This is a genomic window from Halolamina sp., assembly GCF_036626355.1.
Taxonomy (GTDB): domain Archaea; phylum Halobacteriota; class Halobacteria; order Halobacteriales; family Haloferacaceae; genus Halolamina.
The window spans coordinates 1-26057 of sequence record NZ_JAZKRY010000026.1; the positions used below are offsets into that span (position 1 = coordinate 1).

Sequence of the window (26057 nt, forward strand, 5' to 3'; positions counted from 1 at the left end):
AGGCCGTCACAGCTCACGCGCCGGCGCTGGCTCTGCACAGCCCCGGCATAGGTTCAATGGTGACGGCACGGAGGCCGTCACAGCTCACGCGCCGGCGCTGGCTCTGCACAGCCCCGGCATAGGTTCGATGGTGACGGCACGGAGTCGACGCCAGTTCAGTCGCCGGCGCTGGCTGTGGCCCTCTCGGCGGCGCGATCCAACATCCCGCTGCTGGTCGCGTACCGGAAGTAGGCCGCGACAGCGACGGCAGCGACAATGTTCGAGCCCGTCACCGCCCAGAAGATGGCCTCCATTCCCAGGCCCAGCCCCGGCGCCAGCGAGATGCCGAGGACGCTCACCGCATACCCCACCGGCAGCGCCACCACCGCGATGGGGAGCCGGACTCCCCAGTACTTACCGAGGTCGACGAAGAGGCTCGTTTTGGTGCGGCGGGCGCCGTTCAGTCCCGCCAGCAGCATGTAGGTGGCGCCGATGGCCCAGTAGCCGTAGGCAAGCACCTCGAGATACCGGATCGAAAGCTCGAGCCCGCGCTGGGAGATATCGGGGACGAACACCGCCGTCAGCAGCTCCGGGACGAACCACTGAACCGCGCCAACGACCGTCAGCGTCCCTGCAGCGATGGCGACGCCGACCCACGTCGCCCGGGCCGCGCGGTCGGGGCGGTCGGCGCCGAGGTTCTGCCCGATGACGCTCTGACCAGCCTGCTGGAGCCCCTGTGCTGGGACGAACGCGATGGTGGCGATGCGCGCGCCGACCGTGTAGGCCGCCAGCCCTGGTGCGCCGCCGACGATGGTGACAATCGCGACAACGACCAGCCGAACCGACTGAGCGGCGATGCGCTGGCCGCCGATGGGCGCGCCGATATCGACGAGTTCGCGGAACTCGTCCAGATCGAACCCGACGTCGGCCAACGAGAGCGAGAGCGACTCCCGGCTGCCCAGGAGGAAGTAAAAGCCCAGCACCATCGCCACCGAGTAGCCGAGGACGTTCGAGAGCGCCGCGCCCGCGACGCCGAGTTCAGGGAACGGCCCCATCCCGAAGATGAGCAGCGGATCGAGGACGAGGTTGAGCGCGATGGCGAGGAAGTTCAGATACATCGCGGCTTTCGAGTCGCCCGCGCCGATGAACCCCTGCTCGACGGTGTCGCTCGTAACGGCGAAAGGAAACAGTAGCAGGTACGCGGCGAGATAGCTGGCGGCCTCCGGCGCGACATCGGGACCGGCGCCGAGGAATTCCACGAGCGCCCGGGTGTTCGGCCCGATGAGCAAGGAGAGCACCAGCCCCGAGCCGAACGCGAAGAGGACACCGTGGAACAGCGCGCGTCTGGCGCCGGCGCGGTCGTCGGCCCCGATCCGCTGGGAGACAAGCACCTGGGAGCCCACCATCGCCGCCATGATTGGGACGAACAGCAACGCCATGATGGGCTGATTGAGTCCGACGGCGCCGACCGCGCCATCACCGAGTCGGCCCAGCCAGAACACGTCCGCCGCTGCGTTCGCCACCTGGACGAGGTTCTGCGCGACGAGTGGAACCGCGAGGAAGGCGAGCGCTCGCGGGATGGACCCCCCGGTAATCTCCTCGGGTTCGAGATCGAACATCGAATATGCTACACACAATAAAACCAGTGAACAAATACGTGTCGGTGTGAAATAACTTTCACCACGAGTGTAACGAACCGCACGCTTTTCACCACAGCGTCCGATTCATCAGTCATGAGCAGTAGCAGACGGAAGCCCGACTGGCTCAAATCCCGACCGCCAGCGGGCCAGCAGTTCACCGACATCAAACAGACGCTGCGTGACCACGACCTCCACACCGTCTGTGAGGAGGCCAACTGCCCGAACATGGGCGAATGCTGGTCCGGCCGGGACGGTCCAGGCACCGGCGCGGGCACGGCGACGTTCATGCTGATGGGCGAGCGCTGCTCGCGTGGCTGTAACTTCTGTGACGTCGCAACCGGGGGGATGGACCCGCTCGACCCCGACGAACCCGAGAACGTCGCGAACGCCGTCAGTGAAATCGGGCTGGACTACGTCGTCCTCACATCCGTCGACCGCGACGACCTCGAGGACGGCGGCGCGGCCCACTTCGCTGCGACCATCCGGGCGTGCAAGCGCGAGAACCCCGGCACGCTCGTCGAGGTGCTCATCCCCGACTTCGGCGGCGACGAGGACGCCGTCCAGCAGATAATCGACGCAGAACCCGACGTCATCGCCCACAACGTCGAGACCGTCGAGCGCCTCCAGTGGCCCGTCCGTGACCGCCGAGCGAACTACGAACAGAGCCTCGACGTACTCGAACAGGTCGCTCGTGAAGCCGACATTTACACCAAAACGAGCCTGATGCTCGGCCTCGGGGAGTACGACCACGAGCTCTTCCGGGCGCTCACCGACCTCCGGGAGGTCGGTGTCGATATCGTGACGTTCGGCCAGTATCTCCAACCGTCCCGGTCTCACCTGGACGTGTTCGAATACGTCCACCCCGACGCGTTCGAGACGTGGCGCCGGGTCGCCGAGGAGGAACTCGACTTCCTCTACTGTGCCTCCGGGCCGATGGTTCGCTCCTCCTACAAGGCGGGCGAACTGTTCGTCGACGCCATCGTGCGCGACGGCAAAACCGTCGAACACGCACGCGAGGAGGCACGGGCGGCCGCGAGCCACTAGTTCTGAACAGGTCCCGTTCTGGACTGGTACCATTCCACACGGAAACCGCCGTACTCGACCGGGTCACGACCGGTAATTCACGGCGTATCACGAGAGAGACGACCGTTCGTCCAGTTCCGCCGACATGGATAGCGGTTTCTGTGGCAACGCTCGTTTCTCACGACAAGAAACACAGTAACGTTCAGTTTCGTCCCATTCCAGGAGAAAGAACACAATCCGTGCGCCGTATTTCTGGGTATAGTCAATCTTTTAGAAAGCACTATACCTTCGGCGGGGTCATCTACGGCGTATGAAGAGGAGGGTGCAGCCGTGAGTACGATAGACCGAGATCCCAGTGACCGCGTTCAGGTACTGGACGAGGACGGCAACGTCGTCGGCGATCCGCCGGACCTCGACGAGCAGACGCTGATCGGGATATACCGGGACATGAAGTTGGCCCGACATTTCGACCAGCGTGCTGTGAGCCTCCAGCGCCAGGGGCGGATGGGGACCTACCCACCGCTCTCCGGCCAGGAGGGCGCCCAGATCGGCTCGGCCTACGCGCTCCGGGAAGACGATTGGATGGTGCCATCCTACCGCGAACACGGCGCCACCGTCGTCCGGGGGCTGCCGCTGAAGAAGACGCTGCTCTACTGGATGGGGTACGAGGCCGGCAACGACGTGCCCGAGGACGCGAACATCCTCCCGGTCGCCGTCCCTATCGCGAGCCAGGTCCCCCACGCCGCAGGGCTGGCGTGGTCCTGGAAACTGCAGGGGCAGGACAACACCGCCGGCATCTGTTACTTCGGCGACGGCGCCACCAGCGAGGGCGATTTCCACGAGGGGATGAACTTCGCTGGCGTCTACGACGTGCCGATGGTGTTCTTCTGTAACAACAACCAGTGGGCCATCTCTGTGCCCCGCGAGAACCAGACCGCCTCCGAGACGCTCGCCCAGAAAGCCGTCGCCTACGGGTTCGAGGGTGTGCAGGTCGATGGGATGGACCCGCTCGCAGTGTACAAGGTCACGCAGGACGCGCTGGCGAAGGCCCGCGATCCCGACGAGGACCAGCTGCGACCGACGATGATCGAGGCGGTCCAGTACCGCTTTGGCGCCCACACGACCGCCGACGACCCGTCGGTCTACCGCGAGGAGTCCGAAGTCCAAGAGTGGAAGGCCAAAGATCCGATTCCGCGCCTGGAGGCGTATCTCGAGGACCAGGGCATCCTCGACGAGAAGCGTGTCGAGGAAATCGAGGCCGAGGTGGAGCAGCAGGTGGCCGACGCCGTCGACGCCGCCGAATCCGAACCCCGCCCCGAGCCCGAAGAGATGTTCGAACACACCTACGCCGAACTCCCGGAGGACCTGGAGCGCCAGCGCGAGGAGTTCGTGAGCATGGTAGAGAAACACGGTTCGGACGCGTTCCTGGAGGAGGAGTAGCGAGATGACTGAGACACAGAACCTCACGCTCGTCCAGGCCGTGCGGGACGGGCTCTACACCGAGATGCAGCGCGACGACGACGTGTTGGCGCTGGGCCAGGACATCGGGGAGAACGGCGGCGTGTTCCGCGCCACCCAGGGGCTCCAGGCGGAGTTCGGCGAGAACCGCGTCGTCGACACGCCGCTGGCGGAGTCCGGCATCATCGGGACGTCAGTCGGGATGGCCATCAACGGGATGAGACCCGTCCCGGAGATCCAGTTCTCCGGCTTCATCTACCCCGGGTTCGACCAGATCGTCTCCCACATGGCCCGCTACCGCACCCGAAGCCGATCGCGGTTCTCCCTGCCGATGGTGCTGCGTGCGCCCTACGGCGGTGGCATCCGCGCGCCCGAACACCACTCCGAGTCGAAGGAGGCGTTCTACGCCCACGAGGCGGGACTGAAGGTGGTCGTCCCCTCCACGCCGTACGACACGAAGGGGCTACTCACCTCGGCGATTCGGAGCCCCGACCCCGTTGTCTTCCTCGAACCCAAGCTCATCTACCGGGCGTTCCGCGAGGAGGTTCCCGAGGAGAGCTACGAGGTCCCCATCGGCGAGGCCGCGACCCGTCGCGAAGGCTCGGACGTTTCGGTGTTCACCTACGGCGCGATGACCCGGCCGACGCTGTCGGCCGCCGAGTCACTGGCCGAGGAGGGAATCGACGTGGAGGTCGTCGACCTCCGGACCGTGTCGCCGATGGACATCGACAGCATCGTCGAGTCCTTCAAGAAAACCGGTCGCGCCGTCGTCGTCCACGAGGCGCCCAAAAGCGGCGGGCTGGCCGGCGAGATCACCACCCTGCTCCAGGAGCGCGCGCTGCTCTACCAGGAGGCGCCGGTCAAGCGCGTCACCGGCTTCGACGTGCCGGTTCCACTCTACGCACTGGAGGACTACTACCTGCCCAACGCGACACGCATCGAGGACGGCATCCGCGAGACGGTGGAGTTCTAAGATGACCATCAGAGAGTTTAAACTACCCGACGTTGGCGAAGGGATCGCCGAAGGGGAGCTGGTCTCCTGGACGGTGTCGCCCGGCGACACCGTCGAGGAGGACGATATCGTCGCCGAAGTCGAGACCGACAAGGCGCTGGTCGAGGTGCCCTCCAGCTACGACGGCACCGTCAAGGAACTGTACGTCGAGGAGGGCGAGATGGTGCCCGTCGGCGACGTCATCATCTCCTTCGAGGTGGACGAAGCGGGCGGCGCTGGGACGGAAACAGAGACAGCGACCGCCGAGCCGGATACGGCCGGCGAAGCCGGCGACGAAGCCGGCGAGAGCGCGGCCACCGAGACGGCCGAGACTGCGTCGGCCTCGACCGCCGACAGCCGGGTGTTCGCCCCCCCGTCGGCCCGGAAACTGGCCCGCGAACTCGGCGTCGACATCGCCGAAGTCGAGGGAACCGGACCGGGCGGCCGCGTGAGCGACGCGGACGTGCGCGCCCACCCTAAAACACAGGAGAGCGCTGAACCGGCGACCGCCGAAGCCGGAGCAGCGACGACAACGGGAGAACCCGCCGAGCAAGCGGAGCCAACAGCCGAGCCAACCACCGCGACATCCGCCGCCCCAGCCGACCGAGACAAGACGCTCGCGGTGCCGGCGACCCGCCGCGTCGCGGAGGAGCTCGACGTCGATATCGACGCTGTCCCAACCGACGAGAGCCGCGAGGGCGAAGCGTTCGTCACCGAACAGCACGTTCGGGAGTTCACAGAGGGCGGCGTGGAACCCGCCGCGAGCGCCGAAGCGGCCGAGGAAGCCGAGGCAGGCGCCGAAGAAGCCGAAGCAGGCGCCGAGGCGGAGCCAGCCCGCGAGGAGACCGTCCCCTACCGTGGGGTTCGCCGCACCATCGGCGAGAAGATGGCGACCTCGAAGTACACGGCGCCCCACGTCACTCACCACGACACCGCGGAGATCGACAAACTGGTCGAGACCCGCGAGGAGCTGAAACAGGTTGCCGAGGAGAACGGAACCAAGCTCACCTACATGGCGTTCGTGCTGAAAGCCATTGTGGCCGGGCTGAAGGAGTACCCAGTCCTGAACTCCGAGCTCGACGAGGAGGAGGGCGTCATCCGGCTGAAGAGCTACTACAACATCGGTATCGCCGTCGCCACCGACGCGGGACTGATGGTCCCGGTCGTGAAGAACGTCGACGAGAAGGGGCTGCTCCAGCTCGCCGACGAGGTGAACGAACTCGCCGCCAGGGCCCGTGATCGCACCATCTCACCGCAGGAGATGCAGGGCGGGACGTTCTCCATCACGAACTTTGGGGCGTTCGGCGGCGAGTACGCGACACCGATAATCAACTACCCTGAAACCGCCATCATGGGGCTCGGCGCCATCGAACAGCGACCGGTCGTCGCCGACAAGGAGGGACAAGGTCCCTCTGGCAGCCGGCCGGGGGCCGGCGACGGCGAAGTAGTGGCGGCGTACACGCTGCCGCTCTCGCTCGCCATCGACCACCGGGTCATCGACGGCGCGGAGGCAGCGAAGTTCACCAACACGGTGAAAGAACACCTGGCGGACCCAACGAAACTACTACTCTAATGGTCGTCGGAGACATCGCAACTGGAACGGAGGTACTGGTGGTCGGCGCGGGACCGGGCGGCTACGTCGCCGCGATCCGCGCCGCCCAGAACGGGCTGGACACGACACTCGTGGACCGCGAGGCCTACGGCGGCGCCTGCCTGAACCACGGCTGTATCCCCTCGAAGGCGTTCATCAGCGCAACCAGCGTCGCCCACGACGCGGGCAACGCCGAGGAGATGGGGATCCACGCCGACCCCGTCGTCGACGTAGCGGGGATGCAGAACTGGAAGGAAGGCGTCGTCAACCAGCTGACCGGCGGCGTCGAGAAGCTCTGTAAGGCCAACGGCGTCAACCTGATGCAGGGCGAGGCGACGTTCGCCGACGACTCGACGGCACGTATCGCCCACGGCGGTGAGGGCCAGGGCTCGGAATCCATCGAGTTCGAGCACGCCATCATCGCGACGGGCTCCCGGCCCATCCAGGTGCCGGGTTTCGAGTTCGAGCACGAGCAGGTCTGGTCCTCCCGGGACGCGCTGGCGACCGATACCGCGCCGGAGAAACTCGTCGTCGTCGGCGCGGGCTACATCGGGATGGAGCTCTCGACGGTGTTCGCCAAACTCGGCGTCGACGTGACCGTCGTCGAGATGCTCGACGGCGTGCTACCCGGCTACGAGGACGACATCAGCCGCGTCGTCAAGAACCGCGCCGAGGAACTCGGCATCGAGTTCAACTTCGGCGAGGCTGCGAGTGAGTGGAGGGAAGCTGAAGAAGGAATCGTCGTCACCACCGAGGACGAAGACGGCGAGGAGTCGACCTACGACGCCGACAAGGCGCTCGTCGCCGTCGGCCGCCACCCCGTCTCTGAGAGCCTCAACCCCGAGGCCGCGGGCGTCGAGGTCGACGAGAACGGGTTCATCGAGACCGACGACCAGGCCCGGACGAACGTGGACAACATCTTCGCCGTCGGCGACGTCGCCGGCGAGCCGATGCTGGCCCACAAGGCGAGCAAAGAGGGGATCGTCGCCGCGGAGGTCATCGCCGGCGAACCCGCCGCGCTCGATCACCAGGCAGTCCCGGCCGCGGTGTTCACCGACCCCGAGATCGCGACGGTCGGGATGACTGAAGCCGAAGCGGAGGACGCCGGCTTCACCCCGAAGATCGGCGAGTTCCCGATGCGTGCCTCCGGGCGCGCACTGACTACGGGCGAGTCCGAGGGGTTCGTCCGCATCGTCGGCGAGGAGGAGGGCGGTTTCATTCTCGGCGCCCAGATCGTCGGCCCGGAGGCCAGCGAACTCATCGCCGAACTCTCGCTGGCCGTGGAGATGGGCGCGACGCTCGAAGACGTCGCCTCGACCATCCACACCCACCCGACGCTCGCCGAAGCCGTGATGGAGGCCGCCGAGAACGCTGACGATCAGGCCATCCACACGCTGAACCGATAGCGGCCAGTCGACCTGCAGCACGTTTCGACGCGACGTTCTATTCCAGTACGGTGCTGTTCGATAACGAGAGCAAGTAGGTATGAGCCCGACGAACGACCACGGGTGAATCAGCATCTAGCGACGGGAAAATTGCTCGCTCGAACCGGACTGACCGGCTGGCAGAGCCAGTACTTTCAGTCTGGAACGTGTTTCGAAACGTATGTCCGACGAACACGGGAGCTTCGAGGAGGTCCGTGAGTCGGTAGACGGACACTCGATGGCGGGGCTCCTGCGCTACTGCGTCCCCTACTGGCCGCGCCTCACGGTCGGTATGATCGCAGCGTTCATTACGCGGTTCTCGCGGTTGATTCCGCCCATCATCGTCGCCGCCGCGATCGACCGCGTCATCGGCGGCGGCGCCGGTGAGCGTGGCCTGCTCACACAGGCCGGGCTGTTGCCCCCTGGCGAGATCACCGGCGCGGCCGCACGGACCTCGTTTCTCGAACAGTTGGTGATCATCGCGGTTCTGGCGTACGTCATCCGCTCGATCGCCCGATTCACCTCGCGGTACCTGTTCATGTCTACCGCACAGAAGGTCCAGCGGGACCTGCGGAACGACACGTACGACCACATCCAGCGGCTTTCGCTCGGCTTTTTCGCCTCACACCAGACCGGCGCGATGATGTCCGTACTGAACCAGGACATCAACCGCCTGGAACAGTTCCTCAACACCGAGATCCGGCAGGGTATTCGCGTCGTCGCCACCGTGGGGGGCATCGCAGCGGTGATGTTCTGGTACTCGCCACGCCTGGCGCTCATCGCGCTCGCGCCGGTGCCGATTATCGGGTTGGCGTCCGGGAAGTTCCTGACGTGGATCGAGCCGAAATACCGTGGGATTCGCGAGACGGTCTCGCGACTCAACTCCCGACTGGAGAACAACCTCGGGGGCGCACGGGTCATCAAGACGTTCAACCGGTACGACTTCGAGCTGGACCGCGTCGCCACCCAGAGCGAGAAGTACCACGACGAGAAGGTCAGCGCCATCAAGATCCGCCGGGCTTTCTTCTCCTCGCTCCGGGTCGTCACCGGCGTCGTCTTCGTCGCGTTGCTCTGGGTCGCGGGCACGGACGTCATCACCTACGGCGCCGGGGTTGGCCCCGCGCTGACGGTGGGGACGCTCTCGCTGTTTTTCATGTTACTGCGCCGGCTCTACGCACCGATGCGCCGGGTCGGGAAGACGGCGAACAAGTACCAACTCGCCAAATCCTCCTCCGAGCGGGTGTTCGGCATCCTCGGCCACGAGCCGGAGGTAACGACGCCGGAGAATCCCTACGAGCCAGACGGCGTCGACGGTGAGGTGACGTTCGACGACGTGACCTTCAGCTACGACAGTGGCGAGGTGGTCCTCGACGGTATCACCCTCCACGTGGAGCCGGGGGAGACGATTGGCCTCGCCGGCACGACCGGTGCGGGGAAATCCACGCTGCTGAAGCTCATCCCCCGGTTCTACGATGTCGACGAATCGCTGCACGATTCGTCTGCCAATCAGCCGCAGTCCGATGAGGTCGACGAGGGAACTGTCGCTATCGACGGCGTCGACGTCGAGGAGTGGGAGCTGACGACGCTGCGCGAACACGTTGGGGTCGTCGAGCAGAACCCCTACATGTTCTCGGGCACCGCCGAGGAGAACGTCGCCTACGGCGACCTCTCGGTGCTTTCGGGCGAGGGCGAACCAGTGAGGGACGAGGTGGTCGACGCCGCCAAAGCCGCCGAGGCCCACGAGTTCATCACGGAGCTGCCGGACGGCTACGACACCGAGATCGGCGAGCGCGGCGTGAAGCTCTCGGGCGGCCAGCGCCAGCGGCTGGCCATCGCCCGGGCGCTGTTGAACGACCCGGAGATCGTCATCCTGGACGAGGCGACCTCCGACGTGGACACGGAGACCGAAGAGCGCATTCAGGCAAGTCTGGACCGGCTGACTGCGGACCGGACGGCGTTCGTCATCGCTCACCGGCTCTCGACGATCAAGGACGCGGACCGAATTGTCGTGATGGAGGAGGGCCGCATTGCGGAGACGGGGACCCACGACGAGCTCCTGAGGGAGGACGGCGATTACGCGAATCTCTGGGGGATGCAATCGGGGTCGGAGGCTGCTGTGGCTGACGACTAAGTAGTGAGCGTTGTTTGTTGAGTGATTCCGGGAGGGAGACAGGTTGAGCGACTCCGTGACGACGACAGCGAACAGCATCTCGAAGCTTGGACAGTTGGACCGCACCGCCTCCCGCCCCGCGGCCACAACTGCTCGTAGCTCCTTCGTCGCGGTGTGGTCGCTGTCTGCGGTCCCAGAGCCCGAACACCCCACAGCACTGAACGCCAACAGAGAACATTCCCTCACACATCTCAGTCCAAAATCAATCACGGCAGTCAGTAATCGGTTCGGAACCGATTTTACCCGGGCGCCTTCACCACAATCTGCATGAAGGTTTTCGGCTCCAGCGGAACCCGCGGGCTCGCCGGCGAGCAGCTCACAGCCGAGTTCGTCCTGCGCGTCGCCAAGGCGGCAGGAACCGTCTGGGGCGTCGACCGGGCGGCGGTCGCCCGCGACACCCGAACTACCGGAACGATGTTCGCGAACGCGGCCGTCGCCGGACTCACCGGTGTCGGCACGGACGTCGAGCGCCTCGGCGTCACCCCCACCTCCGCCGCGGTGCGCTACGCCGACGTGGAGGCGGTCCCGGTCGTGGTCATCACCGCCTCACACAACCCGCCGGAGTACAACGGCGTCAAACTCGTCGGCGCCGACGGCGTCGAGCTCTCCGTCTCCGCGCTCGAGCAGATCGAGCAGCGACTGCTTGCCGAGGAGTTCGAAGTCGCCAACTGGAACGAGGTCGGGTCGACCACGCACGTCGACGGGGTCAACGACGATTACGTCGGGGAGCTCCTGAGCGCCGTCGACCGGGAGGCCATCACCGACGCCGATCTCACCGTCGCACTCGACCCCGGCCACGGTGCCGGGGCGCTCACCAGCCCGGAGTTCTTCCGCCGGCTGGGCTGTGACGTCGTCACCGTCAACGGCCAGCCCGATGGCCATTTCCCCGGCCGTGAACCCGAGCCAGTCCAGGAGAACCTCGACGACCTGGGCCGGCTGGTCCGGGCAACCGACGCCGACGTGGGGATCGCCCACGACGGCGACGCCGATCGCGCCATCTTCTTCGACGAGAACGGCGAGTACGTCGAGGGCGACGCCTCCCTGGCCGCGCTGGCTGCCGAGGCCCTCGAGCCCGGCGACTCCACGGTGGCGGCGGTCAACGTCTCCCAGCGCCTCGTCGACGTCTGTACCGACATCGGTGCCGAACTCGAACTCACGCCAATCGGCGCGACCAACATCATCACCCGGATTCAGGAGCTCCGGGCCGAGGGCGAGCGCGTCCCCATCGCCGGCGAAGGGAACGGGGGCATCTTCTTCCCGGAGTTCCGGCTGGTCCGGGACGGCGCGTTCATCGGTGCGAAGTTCCTCGAACTGCTGACCGACGCCACCGTCAGCGAACTGGTCGCCCCCTACACTGACTACGTCAACGTCCGCCGAAACCTGCGCTACGACGACGGGAGCGAACTCACAGCGATGCTCGGCGCCGCCGAGGTGTACGCCGACGAGGCCGACGTCGAAGCCGAAACCATCGACGGCTACCGCCTCAGCTACGGCGACGCGTGGGTGCTGGTCCGCCCCTCCGGCACCGAGCCGAAAGTGCGGATCTACGCCGAGGCCCGGGATATGAACCGAGCGACTTCGCTCGTCCGCGCCGTCGAGGACGAGTTAGAAGACGCGCGTCAGACGTAGCCGTTCGCCAGTCACGGCCGGGACGGAAGCGCCCAGTTCGGCCTACTGATACAGGAGCTCAGCCAGTCGCTCGCGCTCGTCGCTGAGTCGGTCGTACTCCTCCTCGTGGACACCCGTTCGGAGCGCCTCCCGCTGGTCCGCCGAGAGCTCCTCCTCCGCAACGGCGGCCTCCCTGAGCCGCTCGTAGTCGTCGCGGCGGGCCAGCGAGCCCAGTTCGCGGGCGAGCGCGACGGTCTCCTCGTCGGCGAACCGACCGACGACCGACACGAGCTCCGTGGAGAGATGGCGCAGTTCGTCGGCAGTCGGGGGTGGGTTCCCGACCGTTAGCGGCTCCGATTCCAGCCGGTCGAGATACGTGCGGTGAACCGGCACCGTGGTGCGGAACGCCGTGGTGTCCTCGACGTAGTGGTCGAGTTTCGACTGGGAGAACCCTGCGTACTTCAGGAGCGTCGGCACGGCCTCCTCGCCAGCGGGGTGGTTCTCGACGTACTCCACCAGTTCCTCGGGGGGCTGTTGGAACCCAACCAGCGGGAAATGTCGTGTCGTCCGGACGAACCTTAGCAGCTCCCGCGCTGGCGCCGCCGAGCGGTACTCCTCGAACGCCTCCCGGACCGCGCTGTTGTAGCGGTCGATCGGCTCGGTCAGCGTCTCCGTCGGTGCCGAGAGGTCCACTTCGCCGAGCTCCCGGAGCCGGTCGAGTTCGTCGAGCCGCCTCTCGATCGCGTTCAGGCGCTTGGTGATCGCGTGCTCGGCATCGTCGACACGCTGTTGGGCGACCTGGCGCTCGTCGAACAGTGCGGCGACCTCACCCGCGACCGAGAGTGCCTCGCGGGCGTGCTCGATATCGCTCTTGGAGATGGTGCGCTGGTCGAGTGCCTCGTTGGCTTCCTCGAACTGCTCGCGTTCGGGCAGCTCCTCGGGGAGGCCCTCGACCAGTTCGACGAAGAGGCTCTGGAGCTCCAGATACGCCTCGAAATCCCCTGTCCCGGTCGCCGAGTCCTCGTAGCGCGCGAGCAGGGTCAACGCCTCGTCGACAGCGTCGTCGACGGCCCTGACTGACTGCTCGCCGTGGCTAGCGATGCGTGATTCGACCGCCTCGCGCTCCTCGCGGGCCGCCTCGAGTTCGGTCGCGAGCGCCTCGACGTCGGGCTCGTCGGGCACTGTCGTCATTTGCCGTACGCTTCCTCGGGGTCGAACACCTGTTCACCCGTCGTTTCCACCGCGAGCGACTGGCCGTCCTCGGAGACAGCCTGGACGGAGCGGTGGAAACAGGAGCGGAAGCCGGTGTGACAGGCACCGCCTTCCTGCTCGACAACGTAGAGCAGCGTGTCTGCGTCGCAGTCGACCCGGACGTCCACGACGGACTGTGTGTTGCCGCTGGTTGCACCTTTCTCCCAGAGCTCGTCGCGTGAACGGGAGTAGTAGTGCGCAGTGCCCGTCTCGACGGTCAGCCGGAGCGCTTCCGGAGAGACGTAGGCGAGCATCAGCACCTCGCCATCGTCTGCGTCCTGTGTCACCGCTGGGACGAGCCCGTCATCGCCGAAATCGACGGGGAGGTCGGGAGCATCGGTCATGGTCAATAGCTCGTCGTTCTGCCCCATACGTCTTTTCGCCTACGATTCCATCTCAGACCATCCCGACGGCCACCAGAAGGCCGTAGAGCAGGTCGCCGTAGGTCACCGCGACGACGAGGCCGACGAACATGGGGACGATGAACGGCAGGCCCGGCGAGATCCAGACCTCCTCACGCTCGACGACGGTCTCCAGTCCCTCCCGGAGCGTGTCGGTGTCGGTGCCGTACGCCGAGTACTGGATTTCCTCCAGAAATCGCTCGGCGGCCCACGGGTCCTCGATGGGAGTTGGGTGCTCGTCCTCGCCGCCGTCCGACTGGAGTGGTCCCTCGTCATCGCCCGCCACCCCGCCAGCGTCGACGGCGCCGTCGGTCGGCGGATAGGTCTCGCACACGCTCTCCGGGTTCCGGTACCGAGTCGAATTCAGGCGGAGTTCCGCGAGCGAACAGCCCCGCCACCGGAGATACATCCGGAGCGCGTCGAGGTCCAGCCCCGAGCGGCTGAACCCCTCGCGGGTCTCGAACAGGCGACCGTGAACCGCCGGCAGTTCCACGACGGGGACGACCCGGCCGAAGAACATCGCGTTCCCGATTCGGCCGGCGGCGACGTTCCGGGCCGCCAGCACGAGCGGGAACGCCATTCCGACGAGCACGGTATCGGTGAGGATGCTGAGCGAGAAGACGCCGACTGCGGTCGGCTGAACCGGTAGCACCGACGGGAGGCCCAGTGCAACCAGTGATTCGGGGAGGAAGTAGGTCGGGTAGGTCGGAAAGAGCACGGCGAGTGCCATCAGCGCCTTGGCGTCGGCGCCGCCGAAGCCGCCGATGCGCCAGAACCCGTAGCCAAGCGGTGCGACGAAGAGGACGCTCACCCCGACCTGGACGAGGCGAAGCGTGCCGAACCGGCCGGTGAACGGGTACCAGCGCAGCAGGTCGACCGCGAGCAGCACGATTCCCAGCCCGCCGAGCACGTACCACACCCGGTTGGGCACCCGCCGGGTGCGGACGTCCCGGAGCGCCGCCCAGCCGAACAGGGGGACCGCAAGCAGGCGAAGCAGGTCCCCGAGGCCCTCGAACATACCCGCAACCCATCGGCTACGTGGAAAGGGTTTATGAAAAACTGGCGCTGGCCGGCGCGTGCCGGACGCCACGGTGAGTCGGCGGCGGCCTCAGATGACGCGGTTCTGGAGGTAGTCCAGGTGCTTTGCGTTGTAGACGATCCTGACCTCGTCGGCGGCCGGCGAGCCGATGCAGGTCAGGCGGACGTCCTTATCTTCGACCTCCTCGTCGGAGAGGATCTGCTGCATGTCCATGTCGATCTCCCCCTCGAAGACGATGGCTGCGCAGTTCGCGCAGGCGCCGGCGCGGCAGGAGAACGGCCAGTCGTAACCCTGTGCCTCGGCTGCTTCGAGGATATACTCGCCCTGGTTCACGTCGAGGGTCCCGTAGTCCTCGTTCGAGAGGTCGCCACCAGCAGCCTGCTCGAAGAGGTCATCGTCATCCATCGACCAGCCGTGGTCGTCAAGCACTTCGTAGTTGAGGTATTCGACGGTTGGCATCACATCGAATTACACAACCCACCATATAGGGTTTTATGGTTCGAGGCGCGGAAGCCGCCGTTGTCAGGGTATTAGGTCGGCCAAAATCATCGGAACAGCTATTTGGCTGGCGAGAAATATTGATAGCTTAGCCGAAATGTCGGTGTTCGGTTGATTCGGTACCGGAGGACTGGACCGCGACGAGGAGCAACTCGTCCGGGTGTTGGGCTCGTACCGACGGCCGGCGTGACTCACTGAGAACGGGTTGACCACCGCGGCCTGGGTTGCTCGCGAGTGTCGCCCTCGCGCTGAGCGCGGCGGCGGCTGTCTCGACGGGGGCCCACGTCCGCGAACGGCTGAAATCGGGTCGACAGCGACATCGACGAGACACTGTCGGGTGTCGCCGGGCTGGAGAACCGGGAGTTGGTGAATCCTTCGACGGCCTCGCGGACCGGCGCCACCCCGCGACGACTGGAAACGAGGCAGCAACGTGTTCTGTGCGGCCAATACCGGGGTCCGCATCGAAGAGAGTAACTGAGAGTGATTGGTCCGAGTCGCCTCGGCGGAGCGGCGTTTTCGCCGGCTGGCTAGAACCGCTCTGGGGCGAACGCCGAGATGTCGACCTCGGGCTTCTCGCCGGTCACGAGATCAGCTACGACCTTTCCGGAGTAGGGGCCGAGTGTGAGCCCCGTTGGCCCGTGGCCCGTCGCGACGTAGGCGCCGTCGACAGCCGGCACTGCCCCCACCATCGGGATCCCATCGGGACTCCCCGGTCGAAGCCCCACACGCATCTCCTCGAACGTCGCGTCCTCCAGGCCGGGAGCCATCCGCATCGCCGCATCCGTCACCTCGTCGAGGCCGCCCGCAGTCACCCGCGGGTCGAAGCCGACGCCCTCCTCGCGGGTGGCGCCGATGACGATACGGCCATCGGCCCACGGGACGAGATAGTTCTCCCGATAGCCGCCCACGATGGCCCATTCGTCGCTCGCGCTCTCGGGCGCGGCGTCCGTCCCACTCGTGTCGAGATGGAGAATCTGCCCGCGCATCGGCTCGACCGGGAGCGCCAGACCGAGGTCCTCGCCGAACGCGTTCGACCAGGCGCCGCCGGCGACGATGACATGGTCGGCGTCGATGCGCTCGGTTTCGCCGGCAGTGCGCTGCTGCTGGCTCGGGTCAGCGCCGGTGGCATCGACGACGACGCCCGAGACGGCATCGTCCTCGACCAGAATCTCCGCGACGGTTCCCTCGACCGTTTCGAGGCCGGTTCGCCCGGCCGCGCGGCGGAGTCCAGCCGTGAACTGCTTCCCGTCGACGCGGGCCGCGCTCGAGAACCGCATCGCCCGCTCCACGTCGGCCAGCGGCGGGAACGCCGCAGTGGCCTCCGCGGGGGAGAGCTGCTCGACAGTGCCCTCGAACGGCGCGTGCGATTCCGCCTGGCGCCGCTCGACGCGCTCCAGATCCGCCTCGAACCCCGGGATTTCGGACTCATCGACGGCGACCGAGAGCATCTCCGTCTCCCGGTAGCCGTGGTCGTCAATCCCCTGTGTCTCGAGATTCCTGACGAGGGTTCGGTAGTGGGCCGCCGCCTCGACGGCGAACGCGAACCAGTCCTCGTTCTCCCGGCGACTGCTGGTAGACGGGGAGATGATTCCCGCGCCCGCGTCGGTCGCGCGCCCGGGCCGCTCGGCGTCGACGAGGACCGTCTCGACGTCGCGCTCAGCCAGATGGAACGCCGCTGCTGTCCCGACGATACCGCCACCAACGACGACGACGTCCGCCTGCTCGATCATACTCGTCCTGTGTCGGGGGATGCAAAAGTCGTTGTGCCGAGCGGCAGGGCGAGGACCGACGTCGGGCGGCGTTACTCGATAGCCGCCCGCCCGCTCGTCGCCGAGCGGATGCGGTCCTGGAGCGCTTCACTCTCGCCCACGGGGACCGACACCTCGAACGCCACGTCCGCCTCGTAGGCCGCCTCGAACTCGCAGTCGACGCTTTCCAGCAGTCCCCGCACGGTTCCCGAATCGTCGTAGTCGACAGTGACGGTGAAGCAATGGCGCGGCTGCTGTTCGGTGACGCCGGCGTCGTCGACGGCGTCCTTCACCGCGCGGGAGTAAGCGCGCGCCAGCCCGCCGACGCCGAGGTTGGTGCCGCCGTAGTAGCGCGTGACGACGGCGACGGCGTTCCGCACCTCGCGCTGCTGGAGTACGTTCAATGCCGGCTTCCCCGAGGAGCCGGTTGGCTCGCCGTCGTCGCTGTGGTACTCCCGGAGCATCACCTCGGTCGTGCGTGTGGGCGACGCCTCGCCAGCCGGAACCCGGTAGGCGGGGACGTTGTGAGTTGCATCGTCGTACTCCGTCCGCACCGCCTCGATGAACGCCTCGGCCTCCTCGACGCTGTCGACACGGTCGACGTGGCCGATGAACTCCGAGCCCCGGATTTCGAAGCGCGACTGGCCGGGACCGGCGACGGTGCGCAAGCGCTCGGACACGTCAGAAACCCACCTTGCGGACGAACGGGAGCCCCCGGATCGCCTTCAGGAGCTCGCCGGAGGGCTCCTCGTCGAGAATGACGTAGAGCTTCGGATCGTCGGCGAACTCCGGGTCGTCCGAGAGTACCTGCCTGATGGTCAGCCCCTCATCGGCGACCAGCCCCGTCACGTCGGCGACGAGGCCGGGTTCGTCGGGGTTGCCCACCTCGACAGTGACAACGGTGAGGTCGAGCACGGGCGCGAGATCCATCAAACTCGGCACCGCCGAGATGTTCTGGAAGATGCGGCGGAGCTCGTCGTCGGCCAGTAATGCGTCGGTCGTCGAATCGACGACCCGGCGATCGACGCCGATCTCGCCGGCGATCTGGGTGTTGGGGATCTCGATCCCGCCCGAGACGACCCGTCCCTCGTCGTTGACCGAGAAGCCGCGTTCGAGCAACAGCCGCACCACCGCCTGCTGTGAGGGCGAGCCCTCGAACTTTCCCATGATCTCGTCGAACATCCGTTGTCCGTGGCTACTCGCCGGACAGGTTAAAACCCCCGCGGGCGGGAAGCTTCTTCCCGGCCGCGAACGGAGAGCCTCCCATGCCCGATTTCCAGTCGTGTTACTTCTGTGGTACCTCCGAGAACGTACAGGAGTACGCCGTTATCCCGCCGCGGTTCACCCCCAACGGCGACGCCCCGCAGTCGGCGGTGCTCTGTGACCAGTGCAAGACGAAGCTCCTGGAAGTCATCGAGCCGCTAACCGAACGGCTCGACGACGGTGCAGCGGGAAGCGAGCGCTCAGCAGGCGAGGCGGTGAGGGACGCAAGTGAGGCGACCACATCGAACGACCCTGGCGAGTCTGGCGTCACGATTGCATCCGCAGGCGACGGTGGGGCGAACGAATCTTCGGAGAGTGCCGAGGCTGAAAGCGGCCCAGCCGGGGAGTCGACACCACCGAGCTACCGGCGTGCGATGCGAATGCTCTCGAACCGGGAGTTCCCGCTGGCCCGCTCCGAGGTGGAGTCGATGCTCGCCGGCGCGTACGATCTGGAGCGCCACGAACTGAACACCGTGCTCGACCACGCCGTCGAGACGGGTCGGCTCCGCGAAGAGGACGGCCAGTTCTACCGGTCCTGACCGTTCAGCGTAGTTCAAGCTGGAGCCTCCGGCCTCAAGCAGCGAGGCGCGTATACGCCGAGGGAGTAGGGTGGGGTAGTTTACAGTTCGCCTTTCGTGCTCGGCGTGTCGCTTCGGCGCTCGTCGCGACGGGTTGCGTCGTCGAGCGCGCGCGCCAGTCCCTTGAACAGCGCCTCGACCTCGTGATGGGCGTTGGCCCCCTCCACCTCGACGTGGAGCGTGAGCCCGGCGTGCTGGCCAAGTGAACGTGGGAAATGCCGTGCGAGGATGCTGGTGAAGCCACCGACGCGCTGCTGGGAGAACTCGCCGTCGAACCGATAGGAGGGACGGCCGGAGACGTCGACGACGACGCTGGCCTGGGCCTCGTCCATCGGCACGACGCGGTCGGCGAACCGGCGGATGCCGGCCCGGTCGCCGAGCGCCCCGTCGAACGCCTGCCCGACGACGATAGCCACGTCCTCGACGGTGTGGTGGTCGTCGATTTCGAGGTCGCCGTCACAGGTGAGTTCGAGGTCGAAGAGCCCGTGGCGGGCGAAGGAGTCGAGCATGTGATCGAAGAAGCCGATGCCGGTGTCGACGCTGCTCTCGCCGTCGCCGTCGATGGTGAGGCTGCAGTCGATCGACGTTTCCGCAGTCTCGCGGTGTACGGATGCGTGGCGTTCGCTCACATGTGTTCGCGTGGGGCGGGGGAGCAAAGCGATTGCGCTCTCTGATCAGGTTCGGTATCGGTTGGTGTTGGCGTGGTTGGTGATTCGGAGGTCAAGCACAGCACCGTAGACAGGACCGCGGAGTGTGCCTGGACTCTGGGACCGCAGACAGCAACACCACCGCGGAGTCCCCAGGGACTCGTGGACTGCAGAGTGCCGGGCACGAGGGGTAAGCCCGAGCGACTCGGCTGGGGAGGCTTGTGGCCGCGGCGCGGAAACCGGTGCGGTCCAATTGGGCAAGCTTCGAGACGCTGTTAGCAGTTGCCGTCGCGAGTCAGAACCCACTTACACGAACTCAGATGCAGAAAACTCAAACAGACATCCCCTCACGCAACGAGAACCGGCCCTCGTACAACGCGGTCCCGACAACCACCGCCGCAGCACCCGCCTCCCGGAGCGCAGCGACGTCGTCCAGCTCAGTCACCCCGCCACTGGCAACCACCGGAATATCCACCGCATCCACCACTCGCTCGACCGCCTCGCGGTCGATTCCTTCCAGCTGCCCCTCGACATCGACGTTCGTGAACAGAATCGAGCCCGCACCGAACTCCTCGTAGCGGGCGGCGGCCTCCGCAGGATCCAGCCCCGTCCCCTCGGTCCACCCGGAAACGACCACCTCGCCTTCTTTCGCGTCGAGGCTCACCATGACACTTCCGGGGTGATCCCCGCTGATACGCCCGACGAGTTCGGGCTCCTCGACGGCTGCAGTCCCCAGAATCACCCGGTCAGCGCCGAGGTCGAGCAAGGATTCGGCGTCGTCCTGCGTCCGGATGCCACCGCCGACCTGCACGTCGTGCGCCGGTCCAGTTGCCGAGATGGTGGCCTCGATGGCGTCGGCGTTGCCCCGCTGGCCTTCGAACGCCCCATCCAGATCGACCAAATGCAGGGTCTCAGCCCCCTCCTCGAGCCAGCGCTGTGCGGCCTCGACCGGATCGCCGTAGCGCTTCCCGCTGTCTCGCTCGCCCTGCACAAGTTGGACCGCCTCGCCGTCCTGTACGTCGACGGCGGGGATGAGTTCGAACGTCGAGAACTGGCTCATGTCTGCGGAAACGGGAACGCGGGGTTTAGGGGTAGCGGAAGCGCCGAACGGGACGGCAGACCGAGAGACGCAGGCAGCGTTATGTCGTGCGGAACGCCCTGTCGCCTGCGTCGCCCAGCCCAGGGACGATGAACCCATGCTCGTCGAGCCCGTCGTCGATCGCGACCGTCAGCAGGTCGGCCTCGGGGTACTCGTCACTGACCCGGAGCAGCCCGTCCGGGGCCGAGACTGCCGAGAGCACGAACAGGTCCTCGGGCATCGCGTCGGCCTCGTCGAACACGTGCTCGAGCACCGTGCACATCGTCGACCCCGTGGCCAGCATCGGGTCGGCGACGACGACGGTGTCCTCCTCGGTGATCTCGGGGAGCTTCTGGTAGTCGACGGAGATGGGGAACGCCCCCGTTTCGTCCATCCCGGCCTCCTCGTCGCGGCCGGCGGAGATGACACCCTGTTTGGCGCGGGGGAACGCTTTCAGCAGCCCTTCGACGAACGGCGTCGCCGCGCGGAGCACGTTGATGATCACGACGTCGTCGAGTCCTTTGACCCGCTCGCCGGTGGTCTCGGTCAGCGGCGTCTGGACGGTGACGTACTCCGTCTCCATCGCGCCGTCGATGATCTCGTAGCCACAGATACGCCCGAGCTTCACCAGCCCCTTGCGGAAGGCGACCTGTTCGGTCTCCCGGTCGCGGATGCGCGAGAGCGTGTCCTTCGCGAGCGCGTGCGTGACCAGCGCGGCCTGGTCGCGGTCCTCGATAGGCATTACCGACGGAGATGGCGCCTTGCGTATAAACTGGGGCGATTTGGAGAGAGGTGGAGACGTGTTTTGCTGATTATGGAGGGAGACAGCGACGGCACTGTCAACAACATCGCGGAGTTCCCAGGGGCGCTGGAACCGCGGGGTTCCGGGCACGAGGCCCGGCCCAGCACTGGACCCCCTCACCTCCCCGCGCGCTCGCCGACGCGGGCGAGCGCACGCTTCCAACCGCACCCGCCACGGCGGTGGCGCGAAGCGGTCGCGCCTTCGTCGCGCGACTCAGCCTGAGGGGTGAACGAAGGGTTCGCCTGAGCGAACCGGTTGGGGAGGACTTGTGGCCGTGGTGCAGCAGGCGGAGTAGCACTATACTCCAAGCATCGAGATGCTGTTTTCGGTCCCGGTCCAGTTGCTCTACGATACTGCCGGACAGAAGTCAATACAGAGTTGCTCACCAGTCTCTGGCTCTCACACGAACTGACGGCCGATTCACGGCGAGCGATGGTTGCATCGTTCTGTCCGGCAGTATATAAGACCCAGCTCCCATGCGTAGTCGTCGACAACAAGCAAGCTGTCCAGAATCGATTGACCAAAGAGATTCCGCCTGCCTCGTTACCGTCCAGTAGTTTCGTTACGTGTGAACGAACTTCCGGACCGTCATGTCCAGCGTGTCCAGGTCCAGAATCGGCGCGTAGCCGTAATCGGGCTCGATGTTGACCGACTTCTGGAAATCGGTCTGCTCCTGCCAACAGCCCGAATTGACCGCCAAGACGTTGTGATACTTTCCCCATCCCAGCTTGTGGACGTGACCGGTGTGGAACACGTCGGGCACCTCGTCGATGACCAGGTAATCCTGCTCCTCCGGCGCGAGCCGGGTGTGGCCACCGTACTGCGGGGCGACGTGGCGCTTCTTCAACAGCTGGTACATCGCCTTGTGGGGCTCGTCGTAGCTGGCGTTCTCCTCCGGGAGTTCGGCGATGACCTCGTCGAGGGAGACCCCGTGGTACATTAACACCGATACCCCCTCGATGGTCACCGTCGAGGGGTTGCCCGTGAACCGGGCGTCGTGGGCGCTCATGATGTCCCGGAGCTTCTCGGTGAAGGCGGGCTGGGGCTCCGCGAGCCGGACGGCGTCGTGGTTTCCCGGGATCATCACGATCTCCATGTCGCCGGGCACCTGCTTCAGCCGCTCCGAGAACGCCTCGTACTGGTCGTAGATGTCGACGACGTCCAGTTCCTCGTCCTGGTCAGGGTAGACTCCGACCCCCTCGACCATATCGCCGCCGATGAGGAGATACTCCACCGCCTCCGCTTCCGGGGTCTGGAGCCACTCCGTAAAGCGGTTCCACGCCTCGGCGGCGAACTCCTGGCTCCCGACGTGGACGTCGGAGATGAGCGCCGCCTGCACATGGCGGTCTGCGGTACTCGGCCTGTGGGTCCGCGGGACGTCGGGGAAGTGGAGTTCGTCGACGAACATGATTCCCCCGTCGTCGGCCAGCGTCCCAGCGACGGCGAGACACTCGTCCATGAGCAGGTCGTCGACGAGCGGCGCGAACGCCCGGTCTTTCATCACCAGACAGGGGAACGTCCCGGTGGTGTCCTCCAGTTCGATGATCCAGTGGCCCGACGCCGTCGAGCGGACGTCGTCGACGAGGCCGATCATCTCGGTGTCGGTTCCGCCGCTCATCGACTGGATGGCCTCGGCGGGTCGGTGGTTCACCCGACTTTTCAACAGCCCCGAGAGCCGTTCGTAGCGGTCGCGGAACACGCCGACGAACTGCTCGTACTCGCCGGTCCCGGTGCTCTGTCCGGTGACGTCGTTGCGAATCTCCGGGGGTGGTGGTGAGCGGTTTCCGACAGCGCTCGCGGTGGGCTCCGTTGACCGATACCCCCTTGTTTCAACTCCACTTCCACTCTCAGACGGGTGGTTTTCGGGTTTGTTGTCTCCAGTTGAAACAGGGGGCTCACCGTCGTCCTTGTTCCCAGTCTCCTGCTTCTCCGCCGGCGGGGGGTCGTTGCCGGCGCCCATATCGGTCGTCGCGTTCTCCCGGATAGCCGTCTCGTCTCCGAGAGACTGCCCATCGGACGCAGCCGAGCTATCGGTGAGCAGGCCCCCCTCCAGCGCTCGCTCGACGTGCTCGGTCGTGATGATGAACGCGTCCGCCGGCGCGGTGTCCACGGCGGCTTCCAGAGCGAGGTCAGGGTCCGCGGCGTTCGCCAGTAGCGTCACGGCCTCTCTATCGGCGTTGTAGCCGCGGCTCGTGAGTTCTCGGACGAGCCGCCGGTGGGACTCCTGTGGCACGCACTGCTCTCCGAGGTGGACGATAAAAAACGTAGTGACCGCGCTCCAGCGATGCCGGCGACAGTCTGCTGCTGGACTCAGAGGCAAAACGAACCGTGTGCTCGGTCAGACGAGTCGTTGCGCCAGAGTGTGAGCGCGTAGAGAACGAGAGCCAAGAGCACGAGCACCTGCACGACAGCCGCCACAACCAGGCCGACGACGAGGAGGGCAACGGCGGCCTTGCGGCGGTTCATACTCGGCTGTTCCTGCCAACTGGCTACGTGTTTTCTGGGGTGACGCTGGCGGCCGAGTCCGGTGTTCAGCGCCGTGAGCAGCGATCAACCCCCTGTTTCGGGTAGAGCACAGACGGTTTTTCGCCATCCTGGAACCCCTTCGCTTCCTATCGAAACCGCCTGATGTGGGATTGTCTGACGGCCAGGGGAAGACTCCCTCCCCCGTCCTCGGAGATCCGCCTGGCGATGACGCCTTACGTCTCGTTCTCGGCGTCCTCGTCCTCCCCGGCAGAGAGCCCCTCGTTGGGCTCGCGTTCGAGCGCGATAGCCGCGTCCTGCTGTTCGCTGTAGCCGTCGAACCAGCGAACGATGCGCTCGATTCGGTCGACGATGTGCCCGGGTTCGCCCGAGCGAGAGAGCTCGTGACCCTCGCGCGGATAACGCACGAACCGGGTGTCGGTGCCCTGTTTGCGGAGCATCCGGTACCAGAGTTCCGCCGTGCAGACCGGAGTGCGATAGTCGTCGTCGGAGTGGATGACCAGCGTCGGTGTCTCAACCTTGTGGGCGTGCCCGGTCGGAGACTGCTCCCAGAGGAACCCTGTGTCCTCCCACGGGGTCGCGTCGAAGTCGCCCTCGACGAGCTTGTAGGCGCCGTCGGTGGAGCCGTAGAAGCCGGTGAGGTCGTAGACGCCACGCTGAGAGACGGCCGAGGTGAAGAACTCAGACTGGCCGACTGCCCAAGAGGTCATGTAGCCGCCGAATGAGCCGCCCGTGAGGTGGACGTCGTCCTCATCGACGTACTCGCGGTCGGTCAGGAGGTCGACACCGGCCATCACGTCCGTCAGCGTCACGTCACCCCAGTTGCGCTCGATCGCCTGCATGAACTGCTTGCCGTAGCCAGTCGAGCCACGCGGGTTCGACCAGAACACCACGTAGCCACGGGCCGCGAGTGTCTGGAACTCGTGCCACATCGTCCCGGCTGTGGTCCACATCGCGTGGGGACCACCGTGGACCTCGACAGCGAGGGGATACTCCCCGTCCTCATCGAACCCCTCGGGAGTGATGGTCCAGCCGTGAACGTCGCCCTGCGCGGACTCGAAGTGGAGCTCCTCGGGCTCCTGGGGTTCGACGTCGTCCAGATACGCCGCGTTGAGCTCCGAGATTCGGACACACTCCTCGCGCTCGACCCCGACGCTGCCGTCGAGACCGGATTCGCTCGCCTGCTCGCGCGTGCAGGTGAACACGTCGCCGGGGTGGTTCCACTCGCTCATCGCGAAAGCAAAGCGCTCCTCGCCGACGTGGCCCGCGCTGACGGCGCCCGGGCGGACGACGCGGCTCGGCAGCTCGCTGGCGTCGCCCGGGGCGATCCAGACGCTCGTTTTCCCCTCGTCGGGCGTCGAGAAGACGACACGGTCCCCCTCGGGGGTCCACTGCGGCGTAGCCTCGTATCCCAGCCCGCGGTCGATCGCTTCGGTGACCCACGAGACCTCGCTGGTCTGTACGTCGAGCACTTTGAGCTCGGTCGGCTGGATGCTCGACTGCTCCTCCTCGCTGTAGAGGAAGGCGACCTCGCCCGTCTCGTTGGCGGCGAGCCCGGCGCCCCAGCCGCTGGACTCGTGAACCGCCTCAGTCTCGTCAGTCTCGGTATCGTAGGCGTAGATGGAGTAGCGAACTGAGTCGTCGGGGTCCTCGCCGACGTCGTTTGCTGCATAGTAGAGCGTCGTTTCGTCGCCCCACTCGGGTGCCTCGTGATCGATTTCGCCACCTGTGAGGCGTTCGACCTCCACGTCCTCGCTACTCGGCAACCCGTCGCCGATGTGGGCGACGTAGACGTGCGAGCGCGCACCGTCGAAGTAGTTCTCGCCGGAGCGATAGACGGTGCGGTCGATGACCCGGGGGTCGGGCTCCTCGCGTTCGTACTCATCCTCGTCACTGATGTCGACGTCGAGGCCCTCCTCGCGCTCGTCCGGGGTGGTCGACTGGGTGAAGGCGATGCGGGAGCCGTCGGGCGACCAGGAGATGTCCTGCACACCCGCGGGCACCTCGGTCACCTGGCGTGCTTCGCCGCCGCCTACAGGGATGAGCCAGAGCTGCGGGCGGTCGTCGTCTTTGCCGCGGTTGGAGACGAAGGCAATGCGGGAGCCGTCGGGCGACCAGCGCGGCTGGCTATCGGTGCCCTCGGAGACGGTGAACTGGCGTGGTTCCTCGCTCCCGTCGCTGGGTGCCAGATACACCGTCGACTCGTAGCTCTCTTCGTCGTCAGGGACCTTCCGGACGAACGCGACCTGCTCGCCGTCGGGCGACAGACGCACGTCGCCGGGCTTCGCGATATCGTGGTAGTCCGCCGCTTGGACTCGTGCCATACTCCGAGGCCGGCCCTATGAACCGAAAGGGTATCGGTTACGGCCGTGAGGACAGAGCCA

Annotated in this window: 22 protein-coding genes; 8 read left to right on the plus strand and 14 right to left on the minus strand. The window is 66.2% G+C overall.

What is annotated here, in order from left to right; genetic code table 11:
- Positions 1 to 155: 155 nt before the first annotated feature.
- Positions 156 to 1598: an MATE family efflux transporter gene (locus tag V5A38_RS05970; protein ID WP_332324831.1), complete on the minus strand. Its 1443-nt coding sequence runs from the start codon at positions 1596 to 1598 to the stop codon at positions 156 to 158.
- A gap of 51 nt (positions 1599 to 1649) precedes the next feature.
- Between V5A38_RS05970 and lipA the strand changes: the two genes are divergently transcribed.
- The 7 genes from lipA (at position 1650) to glmM (ending at position 11905) form a co-directional block, all read left to right on the plus strand.
- Positions 1650 to 2663 carry a lipoyl synthase gene (gene lipA / locus V5A38_RS05975; RefSeq protein WP_332324858.1) on the plus strand — a complete coding sequence of 338 codons (1014 nt, stop codon included), beginning with the start codon at positions 1650 to 1652 and terminating at the stop codon, positions 2661 to 2663.
- 309 nt (positions 2664 to 2972) lie between these two features.
- Positions 2973 to 4082 carry a pyruvate dehydrogenase (acetyl-transferring) E1 component subunit alpha gene (gene pdhA / locus V5A38_RS05980; protein WP_332324832.1) on the plus strand — a complete coding sequence of 370 codons (1110 nt, stop codon included), beginning with the start codon at positions 2973 to 2975 and terminating at the stop codon, positions 4080 to 4082.
- Between the two features lie 4 nt (positions 4083 to 4086).
- Positions 4087 to 5073, plus strand: a complete 987-nt coding sequence (locus tag V5A38_RS05985; protein WP_332324833.1) for an alpha-ketoacid dehydrogenase subunit beta — start codon at positions 4087 to 4089, stop codon at positions 5071 to 5073.
- 1 nt (position 5074) lies between these two features.
- Entirely contained in the window at positions 5075 to 6664 is a 1590-nt protein-coding gene (locus V5A38_RS05990) for a dihydrolipoamide acetyltransferase family protein (protein WP_332324834.1), read from the plus strand.
- The gene (lpdA, locus tag V5A38_RS05995; protein WP_332324835.1) at positions 6664 to 8088 is read left to right on the plus strand and encodes a dihydrolipoyl dehydrogenase; all 1425 of its coding nucleotides are present in this window, start codon (positions 6664 to 6666) and stop codon (positions 8086 to 8088) included. The genes V5A38_RS05990 and lpdA overlap by 1 nt, the downstream gene beginning before the upstream one ends.
- A 199-nt stretch (positions 8089 to 8287) precedes the next feature.
- Positions 8288 to 10237: an ABC transporter ATP-binding protein gene (locus V5A38_RS06000; protein WP_332324836.1), complete on the plus strand. Its 1950-nt coding sequence runs from the start codon at positions 8288 to 8290 to the stop codon at positions 10235 to 10237.
- Between the two features lie 306 nt (positions 10238 to 10543).
- Positions 10544 to 11905 (plus strand): phosphoglucosamine mutase, encoded by a 1362-nt coding sequence (glmM, locus tag V5A38_RS06005; RefSeq protein ID WP_332324837.1) that lies wholly within the window; start codon positions 10544 to 10546, stop codon positions 11903 to 11905.
- A 42-nt stretch (positions 11906 to 11947) separates the two neighbouring features.
- Here the strand turns inward: glmM and V5A38_RS06010 are convergent, their stop codons facing one another.
- From V5A38_RS06010 to V5A38_RS06040, 7 genes are all read right to left on the minus strand, one after another.
- Complete coding sequence (locus tag V5A38_RS06010) at positions 11948 to 13075, minus strand: hypothetical protein (RefSeq protein WP_332324838.1); 1128 nt, start codon at positions 13073 to 13075, stop codon at positions 11948 to 11950.
- Positions 13072 to 13479, minus strand: coding sequence for a phosphoribosyl-AMP cyclohydrolase (hisI, locus tag V5A38_RS06015; RefSeq protein WP_332324839.1), 408 nt, complete (start codon positions 13477 to 13479; stop codon positions 13072 to 13074). Before hisI ends, V5A38_RS06010 begins: the two co-directional genes overlap by 4 nt.
- A gap of 52 nt (positions 13480 to 13531) precedes the next feature.
- On the minus strand, positions 13532 to 14554 hold the full coding sequence (locus V5A38_RS06020) for a prepilin peptidase (protein WP_332324840.1): 1023 nt from the start codon (positions 14552 to 14554) through the stop codon (positions 13532 to 13534).
- A 90-nt stretch (positions 14555 to 14644) separates the two neighbouring features.
- Positions 14645 to 15034, minus strand: coding sequence for a ferredoxin Fer (gene fer / locus V5A38_RS06025; protein WP_332324841.1), 390 nt, complete (start codon positions 15032 to 15034; stop codon positions 14645 to 14647).
- Positions 15035 to 15600: 566 nt separating this feature from the next.
- Entirely contained in the window at positions 15601 to 16803 is a 1203-nt protein-coding gene (locus V5A38_RS06030) for an FAD-dependent oxidoreductase (RefSeq protein ID WP_332324842.1), read from the minus strand.
- A gap of 71 nt (positions 16804 to 16874) precedes the next feature.
- Positions 16875 to 17501, minus strand: a complete 627-nt coding sequence (locus tag V5A38_RS06035) for a YigZ family protein (protein WP_332324843.1) — start codon at positions 17499 to 17501, stop codon at positions 16875 to 16877.
- Between the two features lies 1 nt (position 17502).
- Positions 17503 to 18003: an ACT domain-containing protein gene (locus V5A38_RS06040; protein ID WP_332324844.1), complete on the minus strand. Its 501-nt coding sequence runs from the start codon at positions 18001 to 18003 to the stop codon at positions 17503 to 17505.
- 83 nt (positions 18004 to 18086) lie between these two features.
- On the opposite strand from V5A38_RS06040, the gene V5A38_RS06045 reads away from it, so the two are divergent.
- Complete coding sequence (locus V5A38_RS06045) at positions 18087 to 18623, plus strand: hypothetical protein (protein ID WP_332324845.1); 537 nt, start codon at positions 18087 to 18089, stop codon at positions 18621 to 18623.
- Positions 18624 to 18703: 80 nt separating this feature from the next.
- Here V5A38_RS06045 and hisB read toward each other — a convergent pair whose 3' ends face one another.
- The 6 genes from hisB to V5A38_RS06075 all read right to left on the minus strand — a co-directional run bounded on the left by hisB (position 18704) and on the right by V5A38_RS06075 (position 25997).
- The gene (gene hisB, locus V5A38_RS06050) at positions 18704 to 19291 is read right to left on the minus strand and encodes an imidazoleglycerol-phosphate dehydratase HisB (RefSeq protein ID WP_332324846.1); all 588 of its coding nucleotides are present in this window, start codon (positions 19289 to 19291) and stop codon (positions 18704 to 18706) included.
- A 349-nt stretch (positions 19292 to 19640) separates the two neighbouring features.
- Entirely contained in the window at positions 19641 to 20369 is a 729-nt protein-coding gene (hisA, locus tag V5A38_RS06055; protein ID WP_332324847.1) for a 1-(5-phosphoribosyl)-5-[(5-phosphoribosylamino)methylideneamino]imidazole-4-carboxamide isomerase, read from the minus strand.
- 79 nt (positions 20370 to 20448) lie between these two features.
- Positions 20449 to 21129 carry a uracil phosphoribosyltransferase gene (gene upp, locus V5A38_RS06060; RefSeq protein ID WP_332324848.1) on the minus strand — a complete coding sequence of 227 codons (681 nt, stop codon included), beginning with the start codon at positions 21127 to 21129 and terminating at the stop codon, positions 20449 to 20451.
- 622 nt (positions 21130 to 21751) lie between these two features.
- Complete coding sequence (locus tag V5A38_RS06065) at positions 21752 to 23422, minus strand: DNA-directed DNA polymerase II small subunit (protein WP_332324849.1); 1671 nt, start codon at positions 23420 to 23422, stop codon at positions 21752 to 21754.
- 77 nt (positions 23423 to 23499) lie between these two features.
- On the minus strand, positions 23500 to 23655 hold the full coding sequence (locus V5A38_RS06070; RefSeq protein WP_332324850.1) for a hypothetical protein: 156 nt from the start codon (positions 23653 to 23655) through the stop codon (positions 23500 to 23502).
- A gap of 233 nt (positions 23656 to 23888) precedes the next feature.
- Complete coding sequence (locus tag V5A38_RS06075) at positions 23889 to 25997, minus strand: S9 family peptidase (protein WP_332324851.1); 2109 nt, start codon at positions 25995 to 25997, stop codon at positions 23889 to 23891.
- Positions 25998 to 26057: the final 60 nt, after the last annotated feature.

Bases quoted from the DNA above. Each gene is read 5' to 3' on its own strand.
- V5A38_RS05970 (WP_332324831.1), bottom strand. From the start codon at position 1,598: ATGTTCGATCTCGAACCCGAGGAGATTACCGGGGGGTCCATCCCGCGA.
- V5A38_RS05985 (WP_332324833.1), top strand. From the start codon at position 4,087: ATGACTGAGACACAGAACCTCACGCTCGTCCAGGCCGTGCGGGACGGG.
- V5A38_RS05990 (WP_332324834.1), top strand. From the start codon at position 5,075: ATGACCATCAGAGAGTTTAAACTACCCGACGTTGGCGAAGGGATCGCC.
- lpdA (WP_332324835.1), top strand. From the start codon at position 6,664: ATGGTCGTCGGAGACATCGCAACTGGAACGGAGGTACTGGTGGTCGGC.
- V5A38_RS06000 (WP_332324836.1), top strand. From the start codon at position 8,288: ATGTCCGACGAACACGGGAGCTTCGAGGAGGTCCGTGAGTCGGTAGAC.
- glmM (WP_332324837.1), top strand. From the start codon at position 10,544: ATGAAGGTTTTCGGCTCCAGCGGAACCCGCGGGCTCGCCGGCGAGCAG.
- V5A38_RS06010 (WP_332324838.1), bottom strand. From the start codon at position 13,075: ATGACGACAGTGCCCGACGAGCCCGACGTCGAGGCGCTCGCGACCGAA.
- hisI (WP_332324839.1), bottom strand. From the start codon at position 13,479: ATGACCGATGCTCCCGACCTCCCCGTCGATTTCGGCGATGACGGGCTC.
- V5A38_RS06020 (WP_332324840.1), bottom strand. From the start codon at position 14,554: ATGTTCGAGGGCCTCGGGGACCTGCTTCGCCTGCTTGCGGTCCCCCTG.
- fer (WP_332324841.1), bottom strand. From the start codon at position 15,034: ATGCCAACCGTCGAATACCTCAACTACGAAGTGCTTGACGACCACGGC.
- V5A38_RS06030 (WP_332324842.1), bottom strand. From the start codon at position 16,803: ATGATCGAGCAGGCGGACGTCGTCGTCGTTGGTGGCGGTATCGTCGGG.
- V5A38_RS06040 (WP_332324844.1), bottom strand. From the start codon at position 18,003: ATGTTCGACGAGATCATGGGAAAGTTCGAGGGCTCGCCCTCACAGCAG.
- V5A38_RS06045 (WP_332324845.1), top strand. From the start codon at position 18,087: ATGCCCGATTTCCAGTCGTGTTACTTCTGTGGTACCTCCGAGAACGTA.
- hisA (WP_332324847.1), bottom strand. From the start codon at position 20,369: ATGAGCCAGTTCTCGACGTTCGAACTCATCCCCGCCGTCGACGTACAG.
- upp (WP_332324848.1), bottom strand. From the start codon at position 21,129: ATGCCTATCGAGGACCGCGACCAGGCCGCGCTGGTCACGCACGCGCTC.
- V5A38_RS06070 (WP_332324850.1), bottom strand. From the start codon at position 23,655: ATGAACCGCCGCAAGGCCGCCGTTGCCCTCCTCGTCGTCGGCCTGGTT.
- V5A38_RS06075 (WP_332324851.1), bottom strand. From the start codon at position 25,997: ATGGCACGAGTCCAAGCGGCGGACTACCACGATATCGCGAAGCCCGGC.